An 18,912-nucleotide genomic window follows, 5' to 3' on the forward strand; every position below is an offset into this window, starting at 1 on the left:
TATAAAATTGTATGATAGAGCGATTCAACAATGGATCGCTTTGTCATGACGACTGACTCTCTTAAACATACTCTATATGTCACCATTTTTGGTACTCATACCAAAGCTGGTAAAACGTTCGATATTGCTCTCATTATCGCGATCATCAGCTCGTTAATCGTACTGGTGTTAGATTCGATACCCTCCGTTCGTGCCGAGTGGGAAAAAGAGCTGAAGTTTATTGAATACACATTTACTGGCCTATTCACGATTGAATACCTTCTAAGGCTTTATTGCTCCCCCAAACCTGCCGCCTACGCAAAGAGTTTTTATGGTGTCGTCGATTTACTTGCGATTTTGCCCACTTATTTAGCACTCTTCTTCCCATCCGCTTCGTTTATGGGTGTGATCAGGGCGCTGCGAGTGATGCGAATATTCCGCATACTCAAGTTAGTCCGATACCTCCAAGAGTCCAATATCCTCTTACGTTCACTGCTTATGGCGCGCAGAAAGATTTTTATCTTCTTTAGTTCCGTCGCCATTATGGTAACGATTTTCGGCTCGTTGATTTTTATCATTGAAGGACCTGAAAACGGATTTACTAGCATTCCTAAAAGTATTTATTGGGCGATCGTGACCATCACAACGGTTGGGTATGGTGACTTGGTCCCCCAAACAGACCTAGGTAAAGGGCTTGCATCACTCACCATGTTACTGGGTTATTCCATTTTGGCGGTACCTACAGGTATTTTCACTGCCGAACTGCACCAAGAGATGCAATCGCACAAAGTATTGGTGAAATGCCCAAACTGCTCCCACGCAGGGCACGACTCTGACGCAATTTACTGTAAACATTGTGGTAGTGAACTGGCCGATCCAGACAAAAGAGTCGTTCGAACGGAAGACGACGCATGAAAAAAGAGCTCCCTAAGGAGCTCTTTTATTTTGTCATCAAATAAAGGATTGATGTGATTATGCTTTCTCAGACAGAATAATTCGCAGAGTACGACGCAATGGCTCCGCAGCACCCCAAAGCAGTTGGTCACCAACAGTGAAAGCATTTAGGAAATCATCACCCATTGCCATCTTACGTAGACGACCCACTGGTACAGACATTGTGCCCGTAACTTTTGCCGGCGTTAGCTCTTGAGCAGTGATGTCACGGTCGTTAGGAATCACTTTCACCCAATCGTTATGAGTGGCGATGATTTCTTCGATTTCGTCCATTGGTACATTTTGTTTAAGCTTGATAGTAAGTGCTTGAGAGTGACAACGCATCGCGCCAATACGCACACAGGTACCGTCAATTGGGACAGGTGAACTTTGAGAGCCCAAAATTTTATTCGCCTCGGCGCCCGCTTTCCACTCTTCTTTACTCTGACCATTATCGCGCTTCACATCGATCCATGGGATCAACGAACCAGCTAGTGGCACACCGAATTTATCGGTAGGGAAAGAGCCGCTGCGCATTGTATCCGCGACTTTCTTATCGATATCTAGGATAGAGCTTGATGGGTTTGCAAGTTCAGAGCTAACAGAGTCATTGATAACGCCCATTTGCGAGATCAATTCACGCATATTTTGCGCACCAGCACCAGATGCGGCTTGGTAAGTCATTGCGCTTGTCCACTCAACAAGGCCTTTCTCAAATAGACCACCTAGCCCCATTAGCATTAAACTAACCGTACAGTTACCACCGACAAATGTGTTCGTGCCACCGTGGATGCCTTGTTGGATTTGCTTTAAGTTCACTGGATCAAGTGTGATGATCGAATCTTCAGCCATACGTAGCGTAGAGGCCGCGTCAATCCAGTAGCCTTTCCAACCAGCCTGACGAAGTGCAGGGAAAACTTTTTCTGTGTAGCTACCACCTTGACAGGTGATTACCGCATCAAGCTGTTTTAAGCTTTCAATATCATATGCGTCTTGCAGTAAGCCTGCGTCTTTTCCTAAGTTAGGAGCAGGAATACCAACTTGAGAAGTACTGTAGAATACTGGTTCGATTAGGTCGAAGTCTTTCTCTTCAACCATACGCTGCATAAGGACTGAACCAACCATACCGCGCCAACCAACTAAACCAACTCTCATCGTATTAACTCTCCATGTATTAAAAAACCTACCCCATAGTTAATTTTTCACAGCAAAATCTCAACCCCTATTTTGTAAATAAGCGCGTTTTTTAACCTTTTCCTCTGAAAAACCGGGTTACACGAGATTTTTTAGTGTTTGGTTTGCGGTTTTAACCATTTTTCAAGTAGGGAAAGCACTTTAGCCCCCTAATTGGTCTTACCACTCAATGAGAAAATAACACATGAAGCACAATAATTTCACATTACACAACATTTAAAACCAAAAAAGTTAAAACAAACCAACAGTTAATTTCACAAGCAAACGTTTTTACCGACGAACATCAAGATAAAACACCAAATGTTCGAAATATAATTTTTGTTAATGTATGTTATGCGCGATTACAACAAGGAGCGCCTTCCTCTATTGCTCCAAGATTGACAGAGGCACATATGAAGCAAGTTACACCACGCCTACCAAGCTTGATACAGGTATTTATCTCGCTCGGTTTATTTCTCCTGCTGGCATTTTCGTTCACAGCCAAGCTAGACCTACCGATTCAGCTAGCGCTATACATCGGTTGGTTCATTGTCATGATATTGGGCATAAAGCTTGGCCATCAGTATAAAGATCTGGAAAAAGCAGCACTAAATGGCATTTCCAATGGACTTGGAGCCGTTTTAATCCTTTTGGCCGTTGGCGCGCTTGTAGGTACTTGGATCTCTGGTGGTATTGTTCCAACCATTATTTACTACGGCCTTAAAGCAATCCACCCTTCCATCTTTTTGCTCGCGACCATGATCATCTGTTCATTGACTGCGCTAGCGACTGGCACATCTTGGGGTGCGGCTGGCACGGCAGGTATTGCAATGATGGGCATCGGTCAAGGTCTTGGTGTTCCTGCGCCAATCACTGCAGGTGCCGTACTTTCAGGCTGTTACTTTGGTGACAAAATGTCGCCTCTATCGGATTCAGTAATCCTTGCTTCATCTATGTCTAACGTTGAAGTGATGGAACATATTAAAGGCATGTTGCCGATAGCACTCATTAGCTACATTATTACAGGCATTATGTTTACTGCATTTGGCTTCCACTACGCAGGTCAAGTTGACATGAGCCAGGTAGACTCTGTCATTAAGGCGATGGAACAGCAGTTCTACATCACCCCTTACTCATTTGTTCCTGTGGTCATCGTATTGTCACTTCTAGCGATGCGTATGCCTTCATTCCCAGTGATCAGTTTTGGTTCTCTGCTAGGTATTATTTGGGCAGTGATGATCCAAGATGTCGATTTCCTAACCGCGTTCAACACGGCTTGGGCTCCGTTTGCAATCTCATCTGGCGTAGATTTCATTGACTCAATCCTTAACCGTGGCGGCATGTCTTCAATGCTTGGGTCGGTAGCGGTTATCGTATTCGGCCTTGGTTTTGGCGGTCTACTAGATAAAGTAGGCGTGCTAGAGACTATCGCGAAGCTGTTTGAAAAACGCGTTCAAAGTGCAGGTTCATTGGCAACAAGCACAATTGGTACGGCCTTTATGGGCAACGTATTTGGTTCAGCGATGTACGTTTCACTTATCCTGACCCCAAAAATCTGTGCGAAGAACTATGACCGTCTAGGCTACAAACGTAAGAATTTGTCTCGTAACGCAGAATTTGGCGGCACGCTAACCTCAGGTATGGTCCCTTGGAGTGACAACGGTATCTACATGGCCAGTATTTTGGGTGTTGCTACACTGTCTTATGCCCCGTTCATGTGGCTGAGTTTTGTATGTATCATCGTAACGATCTTCACTTCTTACATGGGTTGGTTTGTTGATAAGTGCGAACCAACAGCAGAAGCAGTTGAAGAAGCTGAAGGCGAATTAAAGCAGCAAACCGCTTAACTTCGCAGAGATAGGAAGAACCTCCCTTCCGAATTCAATACTAAAAAAGAGCGCTTTAAAGCGCTCTTTTTTTATTTCCAAAACAAATCGTTAGCTTTGTTTGACTGGCGTTTTCACGGCTGAACGCTTCCCAAACCAATAGCCCAAGCCAAGCGGTGCAAAGAATATAACGGCAATGAACAGAATAAAGTAGATGATGGTACTTTTGACAAGTTCAATCAGCTTAGTCATTGCGAGATTCACAACCTCTTGCGACACTCGATCCATATCTTGAGCAAACTTCTCGCGCTCATGGGTAATGATCTGTGCGATTTCTTGGCGCTCTCTGGCAACCATCAGCTCTATAGCTTGGCGTTCTTCACCCAACTGAGATAAACGCGCCTCCGTCCTTTGATCGATATCGTCAACCAAAGGTTGTAACTCCAGCGCCATTTGCTCTGCCAAATAACGCATGTACTCTGGGTTGTTATCGATAAAATCCCTCACCGAATCAGCGGTAACTTGCAAACTATTGAGCGCCGCATTGACTTTTTCGATACTGGCAGAGCTATTCAAGGCCAACAACTGCGCTTTCCACGTCATAATTTTTGGTGTCTGTTCTGATACCAGACTTAGACGATCAGAGACATCCCCGAGTGCTTCTGGCATCGTGCCTAGCGTTGTAACGGCTTCCTCTTCGCTAATTTGGTTTGCATCTAACCACCTACGGTAAGCTGGAGTCCTAATCATGCTTAAATCAGCGAAGGGATGCTGCTTGGCGAACTCTGCAACAAACGTTTGTGTCTTGATGTATGCTTCTTTCTTCAATAAAGATTGAGCCAGTTTATCTACCTCTTTCGCTAAATAAACGGAAACTAACTTGGCCTCATCGGACGCAAAGAGCTCATTACCAGAAGCGGTAGTAAAAAACTGTTCCATTTGTAGCGTGAAAGTCCATGTATCAATCAGTGCAGCCATTGGGGACACTTGGTATGCAGAAGCTTGGATGCCTTCTTCAGCATTTATCTTCCAAAGTAAAATATAAGATTGATGAACTTCATCATGAGGCTCATATTGTTCGTGTAGTGCGTCTGCTGCTTGCTCAACCTGAGCAAAAAACTGCTGCGCATACTCACGAGTCAAAAGACGCATATTGAGCTCTTGTTTGGTAAGAGGGACGGTTTGACTCTCGATCTTGACTTCGAGCAGGGAGCACCCTGAAAGCATCATAACCAGCCCTATCAACATCATTGAAGACATTCGGCGAACGGACATGAAAACACCTTTAACAAATTGTATAGAACAGGAATAAAGCGAACTAAGTCATATAGTTCGAGCCTTTATTACCTCAACTCTTATGACATTAAGTCAGAGCAATATCAATCTGTTAGCGCTTCTGTTATCTTTTCACTATTGAGAACATTATTAGCAAAAAGTATGGTTTGTTTTAGGACATCATCTAAACATGCCAACTTCTCTTCCGGCACTTTTTGCCCTTGTTTAATCAACAGTTCAATATCACCCGAAATACAGTGCAATGGCATTGCACCTAAACTCCCTGAGACCCCTTTAAGACTGTGTGCGGCTCTTTGCGCTTGCTCTTTATCCTCTTCTAACAGCTGATACATTTTAGTGCCATCGCCAGAGTGGTCCTGAATAAAGACCTCCAGTAACATCCGCACAGCGCCCTCGTCACCAGACAGAGAATCTAACATTTTATTGATATCTATGTACGGCTCACGTTCCACTACTTCCACTTGTGATGAATTCACCTCATTACAACTTTTTTCGTTCATTTGGACGTTTTGAAAATTTTCTGACTGAGCTGAGGGAACAGTGTTAGCTCCATTTTCATCATCGCCAACTTGCTCTGACTTTTTATCATCGGTTCTGGGTAGTGGTATCGGTTGAATCGTTTTTGGGGAGAAGGCTCCCCATGAAATGAGGAAAAGGAGCAAACCACTGATTACAGACAGCCAAACAATAAAAGTCATTAGCTTCTGTTCCAACTGCTCATTTATCGAAGTTAACTGGTTCGGGAAATCTGGATTAAGCAGTTGATTAGATAAATAACTGCCCTGTGCCTGAGCAGATAGTGCGCTTGAGGTTTGAGCAAGCTGGCGCTGAAGAGCGCTTCGCTCTTCGGGAGAGAGCGTCTCTGATTCAATAAAAAGTCGGTCTAAGTCACGGTAAGTATCGCTATTCGTTGCAGAGTCACTAAAGACAGACTCAAAAACAAGCGCACCTAAGCGATAGTACATTGCCTGAATTTGCTCAGAGTTTTCTGTTCGAGCACGGCTGCTTCGTAACTGTTCTGCTAACGAAACCAATTCACTGTCACTTCTTACAAAAGCTCGAGCACTTTCTAAAAATCGGTCGGTCGTATAAAGTAATTGAGTGATGTCTGGTGTGATTTTCCCTTCAGAAAACTCACTTTCAAGCTGTAAGCGAACTGCATAAGCCAACTGAAGTTTCAGTGAAATTTGGTCGACGTGTTTAACACGGTAAGGCAGATCGAAGTTAAAAAAGTGCCTGACTTCTTCAACTTTACTTCCTAACTCATTTACAGTCGAAATCGTTTGAATCGTTTGTTTGGCTTGCAGCCAAATGCCAAGTGCTAAAACACACCACAAAACGAACCAGAACCAAACAAACCGCCGTATTCCTTCTTTTAGCTTCAGCAACACTTGCCCCTCGCATATCTCCATTAATTACAAGCATATACTATGGATGTTTCTTATTCACATAAAAAAAGAGAGCCGTTTGCTCTCTTTATTTAACGATATGATTTTAATTGCGACTTAACTGATCTTTTAGATTTGGAGGCGTCCCTTTAATCGTTAAGGTATCCGTCTCTGGATCATAAAAAATACGCTCGCCAAGTAAGAGACTATCGAAGCTAATATTCAAACCACCACCAGCTCCAACAAATTTAGTCAGTTTGCGAACCGTCGCACGATCACCTGGGAAAGACTCTTCAAGCTCGTACCCTTGCTCTTTGGTGAAATCCATAAAGCTCGTGCCATCTTGGCTTTGAGGAAGCTCTCCGGAAAGCTCTGAGATTTGAACCTCATCACCGGATTTAATTTGCTCATTGCAGTAGTCGTAAACTTGTTTCTTGTACTCGTTCACTTCTTGCTTTTCTAGCTTCGAGTCAGCACAAAAATCATCCACCGCCTGCATCAACACTAAGTTTTGTTGTTTAGTATCTAAGCCAATATCCGCTTGCAGAAAATCTAGGAAGAAGTCCGCCACTTTACGGCCAACGCGTCCTTTAATGTATTGCAGATAACGATTGGATTCCTTGTCGGTCTCGTAGCTCGACAGATCGATGCGTGCGGCAATATCCATTTTGGTGATATCAAGGTAATCTGTCGCACTGATGTCCAAACCTTCGGTCACTTTTAAACTCTGATTCATTGGTAAGATACCGATGAACAAGTAGTCCGTTGCTAAACTCTGATACTCAGCGAAAACCAAGATACCTTCATCCGCAAATGGGTACTTAATCAACTCTTCTTTCAAGCGATTTGCACTAATTTGTGAGAAGTCGTAAAAATCTCGCTCTCCTTTGCGCATTTCTTGAAGCCAAAATTGAAATTCGCTGTCTGACTGGAAAGCGCCAAAACCTTTACCAGCTTTAGAATGGAATACTCGGTGAAGCTCAGCGACTAAGTTTTCTGTAGATGCATCGTTCTCTAATGATGCTGGACGAAAGTTTACAACCAGCTCGTCCTGATCGTTTTTGCACAGTTGATGCAGAATAACGTTTGAAAGATGAAGACTCATAGTGATTTTATCTTGCTACAAGGTTTTAGTTGATGGGCATTGTAGGTTATCATAAGCCGCTTTTACTATCATTATTAGAGTCTTTATGCCGATTACATCTAAATATACTGACGAGCAAGTAGAAAAAATTCTTGCTGAAGTAGCAACAGTTCTTGAAAAACACGCTGCTTCTCCTGAGTTGACGCTAATGATTGCCGGAAATATCGCAACCAATGTCTTAAATCAACGTGTTGCTGCTTCACAACGCAAAGCGATTGCTGAAAAATTTGCTCAGGCGCTGATGTCTTCTTTAGAAACACCAAAAACACACTAATCACGGACAATAGAACACATACATGGTAGACAGCGGAAACTCATACGGCGAACGTGTATCTCGACTAGTTGGTTGGGGTCACTGGTTTGCATTCTTCAATATCGTTGCGTCGATGTTGATAGGCACACGCTACATTGTTCAGTCTCCTTGGCCCGAGACGTTACTTGGTCAGTTTTATCTGGCGGTTTCTTGGGTTGGTCACTTTGGCTTTCTAGTTTTCGCACTTTACTTGCTTGTTCTATTCCCGTTGACGTTTATCCTGCCATCGCGGAAATTGTTCCGTTTGGTGGCAGTGATTTTCGCAACCGTTGGGCAAACCATATTATTAATTGATACCCAAGCGTATCAGTCGATCAATTTGCACTTAACTCCCGTTGTCTGGGAGTTACTATTCAGCGAAGACAAAAGTGCACTCAGCACTGACCTACAACATTTATTTGTTGTGATGCCGCTGATCTTCCTTATTCAACTCGCACTATCCGAATGGGTATGGCGAAAACAGCGCAAACTATCTCATAAGCACGTAGGACGCCCTCTCGCGGCCGTCTTTTTCCTCAGCTTTATGACCAGCCATTTGGTTTACATTTGGGCAGATGCGTATTTTTACAACCCAATTACTAGCCAGCGTTCAAACTTCCCGTTGTCTTACCCGATGACAGCGAAGAGTTTTATGGAAAAACATGGTCTACTTGACCGTGAGGAATACCTAAAACGTTTAGCAGAAAACGAAGGCAACGTAGAGTTAGTCAACTACCCTCTTGAAAAGCTTGAGTTTAACCGCCGAGTTAATAAGCTCAATGTGTTGATGATCAGCATAAACAATTTACGAGCGGATGCGCTGAACCAAGAAGAGATGCCTAACCTCTATGAGTTTGCTGAAAACAATCAGAACTTCCGTAATCATTACAGCTCAAGTAATGATACATACGGGGCCTTTGGTTTGTTCTATGGCTTACCGACCAGTTATGCATCAAGCATCAAGGCGCAAGGTGCTTCCCCAGTATTGCTCGATGTACTGAAAGATCAGGGCTACAACTTTGGTTTATTCAGTGGCAGTGGGTTTGAAGATGATCTCTACTCAGAAATTATTTTCCGCGACTTGAACTTAGCGGAAGACCTAGATGGCACGCAAGCTCATACCGATAAACAATCTATCGCAAACTGGAATACATGGTTAGCAGAGAAAGCAAGTCAGCCATGGTTTAGTTACATCGAAGTCACCACCGTTGATAATTTTGAATCGATTCCTTCAAATAATGACGAAGAAATGCCCGCAAGTGAGCGATTCAAAAAAGCTTATGAATATGCAGTGAAGTCGGCGGATAGAACTATCGCCGGTATTATTGATGAACTAGAAACGACGGGACAACTGACAAACACCATCGTAATCATCACTTCTAATCACGGTAGTGAATTTAACGAAACCAATACGAACAGCTGGGGAGCAAACAGCAACTACAGCCGTTATCAATTACAAGTTCCGATGGTGATCCATTGGCCTGGAATGCTGGCTGGCGAATTTAATCACAGCACAAGTCACTTGGACCTTTCGGTCACGTTGTTGCAAGATATGCTCGGCGTATCTTCCAACCCATATGATTACAGTAGTGGTCGCAACCTATTCGATGAAAGTCGTCGTCGCTGGATCTTGGCGGGCGATACTCGCGAGCTTGCCTTAATTACTAGCTCACAAACCACAGTGATCGATAAGTTTGGCAACTACAAGCTGTATGACAAAAACTACAAACGACTTCGAGATGATGCACCGAAGTTGCCAGTTTTGATGCAAGGTTTAACTGAGTTACAGCGTTTTTATTCTAAAAACGATTAATACCTAGCAATCCATATACTATTCAAACTCCCCTTTTTGGGGGAGTTTTTGTTTATTTAAACAACACAAACCACAAATTTGCGCAGTAAACATCCAATCAGTTCAACTAGGGGTTTACAACATTTTCAAAGCCTTATATTATGCGCCTCAACAACGGAGAGATGGCTGAGTGGTTGAAAGCACCGGTCTTGAAAACCGGCATACGTTAATAGCGTATCTAGGGTTCAAATCCCTATCTCTCCGCCACTTTTAGAAAAAGCCCGCTAAGAAATTAGCGGGCTTTTTCGCATCTCCAGACTTAAAAGATTTGTACAAATCACTTATCACTTCTTGAACGCAACTAAGCACTCCGCCACACTCCGAAAGAACCCACAAAAAATTAATGCCCTTTTCGTTCGTTCCAGTGTTGAATCAATTTGATATTTACATCTAGTTGTATCTACTCATCAATAAAGACTTCTTTAGCGGCATTGATAAGCTGCAAATGGATTGGGACGAGGTCAGCATGATTCGTTCGATATCCACCTCCAACGACAGCTGCGACAGGGATACCTCGAGATTTCACTGTTTGCATTAAAAATCTATCACGTTCTAAAATCCCTTGAGTCGACACATCAAAATATCCAAGCTCATCGTCTTGATGTATATCGACACCAGCATCGTAGATAACTAAATCAGGGCGATGAAGATTAAGTGCCATATCGACCACTTCTTTAAACGCCATTAAAAAATCCTCATCACCTGTCCCTCGCACCAAAGGTACATCGAGGTCAGACTGAGGCTTCCTCGCTGGGAAGTTTTTATCACAGTGGAAAGAAAGCGTGATGATATATGGCTCATCGTCACATAAAGTTGCTGTTCCATCCCCATGATGAACATCACTGTCAATGATCAATACTTTATCGACATGCTCAACTTCGAGTGCTTGCCTAGCCGCGATCACTAAGTCATTAAATAAACAAAAACCACTACCAAACTCTTTGTGTGCGTGATGATACCCACCACTCAAATGAATGGCCACTCCGTACTCAAGTGCCTTTTTTGCGGTCAGAGCCGTGCCCGCAGCTGAAGTTAGCGTTCTGGTAATGAGAGACTCACTCCAAGGAAAACCTATTCGGCGCATCTTCGCAGCTGGCATGTTTCCACTAACAAGTAACTCGACGTATTCCTCGTCATGAACACGTTTTACTTCCCCAACAGTTAATGCTTCGGGCTGGAAAAACTGCGTGTGCTCTTTCCAGTTATCTTTCTCCATATGCACCAATACCGATTCATAGAGGTACTGGTATTTCATAATTGGGTAACGATGCCCCTCTGGCAACTCAAGTTGAGAATAAATCGGGTGGTAGATAAGTGGCAGCATGAGAAATTCTTAATAACAATGGTAACGAAATAGTATCAACTTCAAGGGTTGAATAAAACGCAATTTAATTGATAATGATTTTCAATATCAATTAAATTTAATATACATATGAATTCTACTTTCTTTGCTATTCTCGGCGCACTGTTTGGCTCTCTTTGTGCTCTGTCCCTATTTTCATCTCTTGTTGTTGGTGCGTGGTGGTTGGTTGATTTTATTGTGCTTAGCTAACACAATGACTTTCAACTGAAATCAAAAAAACATAGGTGTTTGTATGAGTCAAACCGTCTTTATTACCGGAGCAAATCGCGGCATTGGCCTTAGCTTAACTGAGCTGTACCTGAAGCAAGGCCACCAAGTACATGCTACTAGCCGTTCCTTAGAGAACAGTTCAGAACTACAAACTCTAGCCTCACAATTCAGCAATCTAGTTTTGCACGAACTGGATGTCACGCACTACGAACAAGTCGCTAAGCTTGCCGATAAACTCCCTGCCATCGACTTACTCATCAATAATGCAGGATATTACGGGCCCAAGGGATATGGCTTTGGAAATACTGACGTAGAAGCATGGCGTAAAGTCTTCGAAGTAAACACCATTGCTCCATTAAAACTGGTTGAGTACTGTTACCCTCGCTTACAACAAGGCAAGATGAAAAAGATTGCTTGTATCTCATCAAAAGTCGGCAGTATGACCGAAAATACGTCCGGCGGCGGCTATATTTATCGCTCATCGAAAGCGGCGCTTAACTCGGTTGTGAAAAGCTTAAGTAATGATTTAACACCTGAAGGATTTACCGTTTTAGCGCTTCACCCTGGTTGGGTAAAAACGGCGATGGGCGGGCCAAATGCTTTGATAGATACGCAAACCTCCGCGCTAGGCCTAGCGAACGTGATAGAACTGAGCACACCGCAGCTTTCAGGTCGATTTATTAACTACGATGGTACTGAGTTACCTTGGTAGCAGCATTAAGACACAACCATCACTAAACCAAATACCATCAAAGCCAGGCTTCATAATCGTGACTTGGTTGGCAAACATAATGTTCATAAGTGATCCACCAGCATAATTCGCGCAATCTAACTTGAATTTATCTACATCCAATCCAGACTTAGGAAAAAGTAGAACAAATAAGGAGAAAGCACGATGGCAGCAGATAGGGATTTGGTTAATTTTAGCGAAGAGCACGAACTAAATTACTGCTTGAGAAGTGCTGGTAAACGCCAAACTCAAGCGAATCGAGATACATTAGTTGACTTGGGCAACCAGGTGAAAGAGGTACTGGACAAACGCGTGTTAACTCAAGGTGAAGTAAGAGGCGCGATCCAAAACCACGGTGATCTGTTCGAGTAATCTATTTTCAAGCATGCGCGGAGTTTAATTACGCCGCGCTTGTCCTATGCCTGCTTACCTTTGGTTGCACGAGATTTAGTCGCGCCACCATTCTTTGAATAACTGCGCTTTTTACGTTTAAACGCAGGACGTTCCACCTTGGGTAGATGACGTAATGAATCAGGGATAGGCCCTGCTTTTACTTGTGCCATCAAGCTATCAATGCGTTGTTCCAGTGCTTGCATGAACGGCTGATATGCTTGATTTCTCTCTGCCATACCTTGTAACTGGTGCTCCCAATGAGCCGTCATATCAGGGTATGTTGAATCTTCTGGCAAGGCATGAATGAGACCTCTTCCAGCAGGAGAACTGAGAATTGACTTACCTTGACGCGTAAGCAGTTGGCGTTTGAACAGCGTGTCCAAAATACCAGCGCGAGTCGCTTCCGTGCCTAGCCCATCAGTGTCACGAAGGATTTTTTTCAGTTCTTTATCCGCAACGTAACGGGCGATCCCGGTCATCGCTTGCAACAACGATGCCTCGTTAAAATGCTTTGGTGGCTCGGTTTTTCGGTCTTTTATTTCCCCTTCACGACAAGTTAACACGGTGCCTTCGGGTAGCGGTGGCACGGCATCAATACCTTCATCTTCCTTGTCAGTTTTGCCCATTAGCGCTTTCCAACCCGGCGAAACTAACTGACGACCTTTCGCGACAAACGTACCACCAGCGATATCGAAAACCAATTTCGCTTCTGCGTAAACCGCCGCCGGATAGAACTGCATGAGGTACTGGCGTGCAATCAATTGATACACTTTCATCTCATTGCCGGAAAGCGCATTCACATTAGCTTGCTTCGGTGTAGGGATAATCGCATGGTGCGCATCCACTTTTTTATCGTTCCAGGCTTTGGACTTTAATGTTAAGTCTGCTCCCTGAACGGCAACTTGCAACTCTTTTGCGTTATTCGCAATAGCAGTTGTCACCGTCCCTGCTTGTGAGTAGTGTTCCATCGGTAAATAGCGACAATCTGAACGCGGGTAAGTGATCAGCTTGTGCTTTTCATACAATGCCTGACAAGTATCTAGTACTTGTTGCGCACTCATACCATAGCGCTTCGCGGCATCGATCTGTAAGGCAGATAACGAATAAGGTAATGGTGCTGATTGCTTGGTTTGCTTTTGTTCCGACTCCGTCACTTTTGCAGGTTGATTTGCGATGCGGTTTGCAACATTTTCCACCAACTTACGGTTTAACACTCGACCTTCTTCGTCCTGCCAAGGCTTGCATGCCTCACTTGGCTTCCAACGAGCACGAATATCAAAAGTACCATTGGCATCTTGATATGGGATCAGAGCATGTAGGGTAAAATAGTCCTTCGGGACAAAGTTTTCGATTTCTTCATCACGACGCACCACTAAGCCAAGAACTGGCGTTTGCACTCGCCCTACCGAGAGAACACCTTGATACCCTGCTTTTTGACCAAGCAAGGTATAAGCACGAGACATGTTCATACCATACAGCCAATCAGCCCGAGAGCGGGCCAATGCAGAAACTGAAAGTGGGATAAACTCGCGATTACTGCGCATAGAACTGAGTGCGCGTTTAACCGCAGGTAAGTTCAAGTCGGAAATCAGCAAACGCTGTGTGGATTCCTTCTTGGTTTTAGATAACTTGCAATAGTCCAGAACTTCATCAACTAACAGCTGACCCTCTCGATCTGGGTCTCCTGCATGAATGACTTCGTTAGCTTCTTTGAGCAATTTACGAATCACTGTTAATTGCTTACTTGCGCTTTTCCTCGGTCTGAGCTGCCATTGCTGCGGAACAATTGGTAAATCTGCCATATTCCACTTTTTATAACGCTCATCGTAAGCGTCAGGTTCGACTTGTTCGAGCAAATGGCCGATACACCAAGTAACGATATCCCCGTTCCCACAGCGGATGAATCCTTGATCTTTCTTTTGAGGGTTTGGCAGTGCAGCGGCAATCGCACGGCCTAAGCTTGGTTTTTCAGCAATAAACAGACGAGACATAACGTTTTGGAAATAAATATAATTAGGGCCACATTAACGAATGTAGCCCTAATAAATCAAGAAAAACTGTATAAATAAACAGTCAGTTTATTTAAGTTTTCAGTTATAGAAATTCAACAAACTGAGAAAGGTCACGCTCAGGAACTTTCATCGGTGTACAACCAGGCGTGCCTAAGTACAAGAAACCAACAATCTCATCGTCACCTTCTAAACCAAATGCTTGATGAACTTCTGGATGGAACATCCACTTACCTGAGCGCCAAAACCCTTGAAAGCCTTGCGCTACGGCTGCCATTTGCATCGCTTGTACAGCGCATCCCGCAGATAAGTGTTGCTCTAGTGCTGGTACTTTCTCATGTTCTGTTACTTTAGCAATCACCGTGATCACCATTGGTGCGCGAAATGGGGCATTCTTTACCTTTTCGACCACCGCTTCATCACTATTTTCAGCTTCTGCCGCTTTTACCAAGATATCTGACAGTTTTTTCAAACCATCGCCCTGTGCGATAACGAAACGCCAAGGGGTTAATCCCGCATGGTCAGGCGCACGAAGGCCAGCACGAATGATGTTCTCAAGAGCTTTACCTTCTGGTGCAGGCGCGGATAACTTCGCGATAGATCGGCGATTGAGCAAAAGATCGAGAGCGTCCATGAAAGAATCCTTATTGAATATCGTTGTTATTTTGTTTACGCCACTTTAGCACAATCTGCTCCTGCGAATAACAACCGGTTTTCTGTGGGCTTGATAACGTGCTTCACTTAACATCAATCTGGGTTTAATGTTAATTTATTCGCGAAATGAATAAGTTGAACATAGGCAGGTTGATGAACAAGGACAAACAAAACAGCATTTACGAAAAGATCGTTAATGACGAAGATGCCCGTGCCTGTAAGGCGATTCCTGAATCAGCTTGTCATCAAGTTCCCGGCAACTTTCTTAAAATCATTCTCGCTCAGTTTTTAACGAAAGTCGGCGATGCGTTAATCAATCCTAAAGTCACGTTGCCGTGGATACTACAAAGTCTCGGGGCTCCGGTTTACTTAATTGGTTGGCTGGTTCCTATTCGTGAGTCAGGATCCCTTATCCCACAACTTAGCATCGCGCACTACATCCGACGCATTCCAGTAAGAAAATGGGTCTGGGTAATTGGCAGTATCTTGCAGGCTCTTTCCATATTTGCAATCGGATTGGTCGCATTAACTCTAACAGGAGCAGCTGCGGGTTATGGTGTGATTGCATGCCTTGTGATCTTCAGCCTCTCACGCGGTTTAAATTCCGTCGCATCAAAAGATGTATTGGGCAAAACCATCCCTAAAAACCAACGAGGTCAAGTCAACGGCTGGTCTTCAAGCGCTGCTGGCCTGGTTACGCTGCTTTTCGCGAGCCTTCTGGCACTAGCCTGGTTATGGGACGTAGAGCCGACAGAGCGCTTTTACGGTCTGAGTTTAGGCTTAGCGGGCGTCATATGGCTCATCGCGGCATTCGTCTATGCGCGAATTAATGAGTATGCCGGTGAGGTAGACGGTGGTCGAAATGGCGTCCTCGAAGCATTTAAACAACTCGCGTTACTTAAGACAGACGTGACCTTTCGTCGATTCGTTATCACGCGGACACTATTTTTATGTTCTGCGCTGAGTGCACCGTACTACGTTGTGCTGGCACAGCAATCTCTGGGTGGACAGCTCTGGGTGCTAGCTCTCTTTATGTTTGCGAGTGGCTTAGCCTCCTTTGTGTCAGGTCCTTTCTGGGGAAGAATGTCCGATCGCTCCAGCCGCAGTGTGATGGTCATAGGCGCAATGATGAGCGCGCTACTTGGTGTTGTGTTATTTATTTACGATACATGGGTCACCGCTAGCCAAAGCTTCCTATTCGTGATTCCTCTGCTTTACTTTTGTGTTTGTATTGCCCACGACGGAATACGAGTCGGACGAAAAACCTATTTAGTTGATATCGCAGAAGGTGACAAACGGACGAGCTATGTAGCCGTGAGTAACACAGTGGTTGGGATAATGCTGCTTCTAATGAGCTCTCTTGGTGTTATGTCGAACTTCTTGAGCCTTTCAGCTGTGGTGTTAGTGTTCTCTTTTATTACTTTTGCTGGCGTGGTAATGGCCAAACAACTGCCAGATATCAGTGACTAGTTCTATACAAAAAAGCTGCGCTCAAAGCGCAGCTTTTATGGTAAACACACATTAAAAGGCTAGAGTTTTGCCGCCAATTTAACACCTTGACGAATCGCACGCACAGCATCAAGTTCACCCGCATGGTCAGCTCCGCCAATGATATGAATCTTCTCTCCGAGTTCAGACCATTTATCTTCAAATGGACGAACAGACTCTTGCCCCGCACAAATGACGACTTTGTCCGCGTTCAATAATTGTTCTTTTCCATCTACATGAATGTGCAAACCTTGATCATCAATTTTATCGTAAGACACACCACCGACTAAATGTACGCCCCGTTTTTCAAGGGTACGTTTATGGATCCAACCTGTCGTTTTACCCGGACCTTTACCTACACGACCTTTACGACGCTGAAGTACCCAGACTTCTTTATCGCTAACCGCATCAGGGTAAGGGTATAAACCACCCGGCTGAGACATCTCCTTGTCGATTCCCCATTCATGCAACCAGTCATCCAACGTTTGTCCAACTGGCTCTGTGAGCATGGTCGCGACATCTACGCCAATGCCACCAGCACCAACGATAGCCACTTTCTCACCGACTGGCGTTTTGTCTCGAATGAGAGTTTGATAGTCGACGACTTTCTCTGGGTTATCAATTCCATCAATATTGACTTTACGTGGCTCAACACCCGATGCCATCACTATCTCATCGTACTCTGTGAGTAAGTCATAGTTCGCTTCCGTCGATAAGTGCAGATTCACGCCTGTTTCATCAATACGGTTAGCGAAATATCGTATCGTCTCTCGAAACTCTTCCTTACCAGGGATCTGCATCGCAAGACGGAACTGACCACCGATGCGGTCGTTCTTTTCGAACAAATCAACCTTATGGCCACGTTCAGCCAGTGTGGTCGCACAAGCCAAGCCCGCAGGTCCAGCACCAACAACTGCAATGTTTTTCTTTTTAAAGGCTGGTTCAACAACAATTTCGGTTTCATAGCACGCTAGAGGGTTCACTAAGCAACTGGCGCGCTTACCTTTAAACACGTTATCTAGACACGCCTGATTACAACCAATACACGTATTAATAAGCTGCGCTTTTTCCTGTTCGGCTTTAGCAACAAAGTAAGGATCGGCCAAGAATGGGCGCGCCATCGAAACCATGTCGGCATGACCTGAAGATAAAATACGTTCTGCTTCATCTGGCGTATTTATACGGTTGCAAGTGATAATAGGAACCGAAACGTGAGGTTTAACTTTTTCCGTAACCCATGTAAACGCACCGCGTGGTACTTGAGTCGCAATTGTCGGAATTCGAGCCTCATGCCAACCGATACCCGTATTAATAATCGTGACGCCAGCCTCTTCAAGTGCTTTCGCCAATTCGATAACGTCTTCAAAAGTGCTGCCCTGCTCGACAAGATCCAGCATAGAAAGACGGAAGATGATGATGAACTTGTCACCTACCGTCTTGCGTACCGCTTTAACAATTTCTAGCGGAAAACGCATACGTTTTTTATAGCTGCCACCCCATTCGTCGTAACGCATATTAGTACGTTTACATAAGAATTGGTTTATCAAGTAACCTTCCGAGCCCATTAACTCGACGCCATCATAACCAGCAAGCTGTGCTAACTCCGCACTATTAGCAAACGCGTCGATGGTTTTCTTTATCTGGCGGTCGCTCATTTCACTCGGAGCAAACTTTGCAATTGGCGCTTTAATGCCAGATGCACTTTGCGAGAATGGATGCATTGCATAACGCCCAGCATGGAGAATTTGCAACGCAATTTTACCACCGTGCTTGTGCACCGCTTCTGTCACAACTTTATGGGCTTTAGCATGTTTTGGCTTGCTGAATTCAGCACTCAACGGGTGTAAACGACCGCGTAAGTTAGGAGAAAAACCTCCGGTTACAATCAGTCCGACACCGCCTTTCGCGCGTTCTTCATAAAAAGCCGCGAGCTTCTGTAATCCTTCTTTGTGCTCTTCTAAGCCAGTGTGCATTGATCCCATCAGAACTCGGTTTCGTAATTGTGTGAAACCGAGGTCCAGTGGCTTTAATAGGTTTGGGTACATGGCAGACATCACTTAACATCCATTGTTATTATCATGGTCTGACCAGATTAAGCCTGCTCAACCAAAAAATCAAACAAGCGTTTACATTTTTGTAACACCGATCAATCTCGTGTGAAAATATGCCAATTGTTGAGTGG

Annotated in this window: 15 protein-coding genes and 1 tRNA gene; 8 read left to right on the plus strand and 8 right to left on the minus strand. The window is 44.3% G+C overall.

Annotated elements, in window-relative coordinates:
- The first annotated feature begins 30 nt into the window (after positions 1 to 30).
- A complete protein-coding gene (locus R7F64_RS12190; protein WP_005380728.1) occupies positions 31 to 894 on the plus strand; it encodes an ion transporter in 864 nt (287 codons plus the stop codon).
- Positions 895 to 951: 57 nt separating this feature from the next.
- On the opposite strand, the gene asd is transcribed toward R7F64_RS12190, so the two are convergent.
- Positions 952 to 2,067: an aspartate-semialdehyde dehydrogenase gene (gene asd, locus R7F64_RS12195; RefSeq protein WP_005380727.1), complete on the minus strand. Its 1,116-nt coding sequence runs from the start codon at positions 2,065 to 2,067 to the stop codon at positions 952 to 954.
- A 431-nt stretch (positions 2,068 to 2,498) separates the two neighbouring features.
- Here asd and nhaC point away from each other — a divergent pair, with 431 nt between their 5' ends.
- Positions 2,499 to 3,932 carry a Na+/H+ antiporter NhaC gene (gene nhaC / locus R7F64_RS12200; RefSeq protein ID WP_206954792.1) on the plus strand — a complete coding sequence of 478 codons (1,434 nt, stop codon included), beginning with the start codon at positions 2,499 to 2,501 and terminating at the stop codon, positions 3,930 to 3,932.
- A gap of 90 nt (positions 3,933 to 4,022) precedes the next feature.
- On the opposite strand, the gene R7F64_RS12205 is transcribed toward nhaC, so the two are convergent.
- The 3 genes from R7F64_RS12205 to yejK all read right to left on the minus strand — a co-directional run bounded on the left by R7F64_RS12205 (position 4,023) and on the right by yejK (position 7,700).
- Entirely contained in the window at positions 4,023 to 5,186 is a 1,164-nt protein-coding gene (locus R7F64_RS12205) for a chemotaxis protein (RefSeq protein ID WP_206954223.1), read from the minus strand.
- 104 nt (positions 5,187 to 5,290) lie between these two features.
- Entirely contained in the window at positions 5,291 to 6,619 is a 1,329-nt protein-coding gene (locus tag R7F64_RS12210) for an Hpt domain-containing protein (RefSeq protein WP_031812878.1), read from the minus strand.
- Between the two features lie 82 nt (positions 6,620 to 6,701).
- Entirely contained in the window at positions 6,702 to 7,700 is a 999-nt protein-coding gene (gene yejK, locus R7F64_RS12215; protein WP_005380723.1) for a nucleoid-associated protein YejK, read from the minus strand.
- Between the two features lie 85 nt (positions 7,701 to 7,785).
- Here yejK and R7F64_RS12220 point away from each other — a divergent pair, with 85 nt between their 5' ends.
- From R7F64_RS12220 to R7F64_RS12230, 3 genes are all read left to right on the plus strand, one after another.
- Positions 7,786 to 8,013 (plus strand): YejL family protein, encoded by a 228-nt coding sequence (locus tag R7F64_RS12220; RefSeq protein ID WP_005380722.1) that lies wholly within the window; start codon positions 7,786 to 7,788, stop codon positions 8,011 to 8,013.
- A gap of 22 nt (positions 8,014 to 8,035) precedes the next feature.
- On the plus strand, positions 8,036 to 9,844 hold the full coding sequence (locus R7F64_RS12225; protein WP_005380721.1) for a DUF3413 domain-containing protein: 1,809 nt from the start codon (positions 8,036 to 8,038) through the stop codon (positions 9,842 to 9,844).
- Positions 9,845 to 9,999: 155 nt separating this feature from the next.
- A tRNA-Ser gene (locus R7F64_RS12230) sits at positions 10,000 to 10,090 on the plus strand.
- Positions 10,091 to 10,283: 193 nt separating this feature from the next.
- On the opposite strand, the gene R7F64_RS12235 is transcribed toward R7F64_RS12230, so the two are convergent.
- Positions 10,284 to 11,207, minus strand: a complete 924-nt coding sequence (locus R7F64_RS12235) for a histone deacetylase (protein WP_017821145.1) — start codon at positions 11,205 to 11,207, stop codon at positions 10,284 to 10,286.
- A gap of 271 nt (positions 11,208 to 11,478) precedes the next feature.
- Here R7F64_RS12235 and R7F64_RS12240 point away from each other — a divergent pair, with 271 nt between their 5' ends.
- The gene (locus R7F64_RS12240) at positions 11,479 to 12,168 is read left to right on the plus strand and encodes an SDR family oxidoreductase (RefSeq protein ID WP_054575561.1); all 690 of its coding nucleotides are present in this window, start codon (positions 11,479 to 11,481) and stop codon (positions 12,166 to 12,168) included.
- A 183-nt stretch (positions 12,169 to 12,351) separates the two neighbouring features.
- Complete coding sequence (locus R7F64_RS12245; RefSeq protein WP_005380717.1) at positions 12,352 to 12,558, plus strand: hypothetical protein; 207 nt, start codon at positions 12,352 to 12,354, stop codon at positions 12,556 to 12,558.
- A gap of 44 nt (positions 12,559 to 12,602) precedes the next feature.
- Here R7F64_RS12245 and R7F64_RS12250 read toward each other — a convergent pair whose 3' ends face one another.
- Positions 12,603 to 14,570, minus strand: a complete 1,968-nt coding sequence (locus R7F64_RS12250; RefSeq protein WP_053306672.1) for a DNA topoisomerase III — start codon at positions 14,568 to 14,570, stop codon at positions 12,603 to 12,605.
- Between the two features lie 103 nt (positions 14,571 to 14,673).
- Positions 14,674 to 15,222 carry an NAD(P)H nitroreductase gene (locus R7F64_RS12255; RefSeq protein ID WP_005380711.1) on the minus strand — a complete coding sequence of 183 codons (549 nt, stop codon included), beginning with the start codon at positions 15,220 to 15,222 and terminating at the stop codon, positions 14,674 to 14,676.
- 173 nt (positions 15,223 to 15,395) lie between these two features.
- On the opposite strand from R7F64_RS12255, the gene R7F64_RS12260 reads away from it, so the two are divergent.
- Positions 15,396 to 16,712, plus strand: coding sequence for an MFS transporter (locus R7F64_RS12260; protein WP_053306673.1), 1,317 nt, complete (start codon positions 15,396 to 15,398; stop codon positions 16,710 to 16,712).
- Between the two features lie 59 nt (positions 16,713 to 16,771).
- Here R7F64_RS12260 and R7F64_RS12265 read toward each other — a convergent pair whose 3' ends face one another.
- Positions 16,772 to 18,784, minus strand: a complete 2,013-nt coding sequence (locus tag R7F64_RS12265) for an NADPH-dependent 2,4-dienoyl-CoA reductase (protein ID WP_318071725.1) — start codon at positions 18,782 to 18,784, stop codon at positions 16,772 to 16,774.
- Positions 18,785 to 18,912: the final 128 nt, after the last annotated feature.

This window comes from Vibrio sp. Vb1980, assembly GCF_033338615.1.
Lineage (GTDB): Bacteria > Pseudomonadota > Gammaproteobacteria > Enterobacterales > Vibrionaceae > Vibrio > Vibrio alginolyticus.

Bases quoted from the DNA above. Each gene is read 5' to 3' on its own strand.
- nhaC (WP_206954792.1), top strand. From the start codon at position 2,499: ATGAAGCAAGTTACACCACGCCTACCAAGCTTGATACAGGTATTTATC.
- yejK (WP_005380723.1), bottom strand. From the start codon at position 7,700: ATGAGTCTTCATCTTTCAAACGTTATTCTGCATCAACTGTGCAAAAAC.
- R7F64_RS12250 (WP_053306672.1), bottom strand. From the start codon at position 14,570: ATGTCTCGTCTGTTTATTGCTGAAAAACCAAGCTTAGGCCGTGCGATT.
- R7F64_RS12260 (WP_053306673.1), top strand. From the start codon at position 15,396: ATGAACAAGGACAAACAAAACAGCATTTACGAAAAGATCGTTAATGAC.
- R7F64_RS12220 (WP_005380722.1), top strand. From the start codon at position 7,786: ATGCCGATTACATCTAAATATACTGACGAGCAAGTAGAAAAAATTCTT.
- R7F64_RS12235 (WP_017821145.1), bottom strand. From the start codon at position 11,207: ATGCTGCCACTTATCTACCACCCGATTTATTCTCAACTTGAGTTGCCA.
- R7F64_RS12225 (WP_005380721.1), top strand. From the start codon at position 8,036: ATGGTAGACAGCGGAAACTCATACGGCGAACGTGTATCTCGACTAGTT.
- R7F64_RS12210 (WP_031812878.1), bottom strand. From the start codon at position 6,619: ATGGAGATATGCGAGGGGCAAGTGTTGCTGAAGCTAAAAGAAGGAATA.
- R7F64_RS12245 (WP_005380717.1), top strand. From the start codon at position 12,352: ATGGCAGCAGATAGGGATTTGGTTAATTTTAGCGAAGAGCACGAACTA.
- R7F64_RS12255 (WP_005380711.1), bottom strand. From the start codon at position 15,222: ATGGACGCTCTCGATCTTTTGCTCAATCGCCGATCTATCGCGAAGTTA.
- R7F64_RS12240 (WP_054575561.1), top strand. From the start codon at position 11,479: ATGAGTCAAACCGTCTTTATTACCGGAGCAAATCGCGGCATTGGCCTT.
- R7F64_RS12205 (WP_206954223.1), bottom strand. From the start codon at position 5,186: ATGTCCGTTCGCCGAATGTCTTCAATGATGTTGATAGGGCTGGTTATG.
- asd (WP_005380727.1), bottom strand. From the start codon at position 2,067: ATGAGAGTTGGTTTAGTTGGTTGGCGCGGTATGGTTGGTTCAGTCCTT.
- R7F64_RS12190 (WP_005380728.1), top strand. From the start codon at position 31: ATGGATCGCTTTGTCATGACGACTGACTCTCTTAAACATACTCTATAT.
- R7F64_RS12265 (WP_318071725.1), bottom strand. From the start codon at position 18,784: ATGTCTGCCATGTACCCAAACCTATTAAAGCCACTGGACCTCGGTTTC.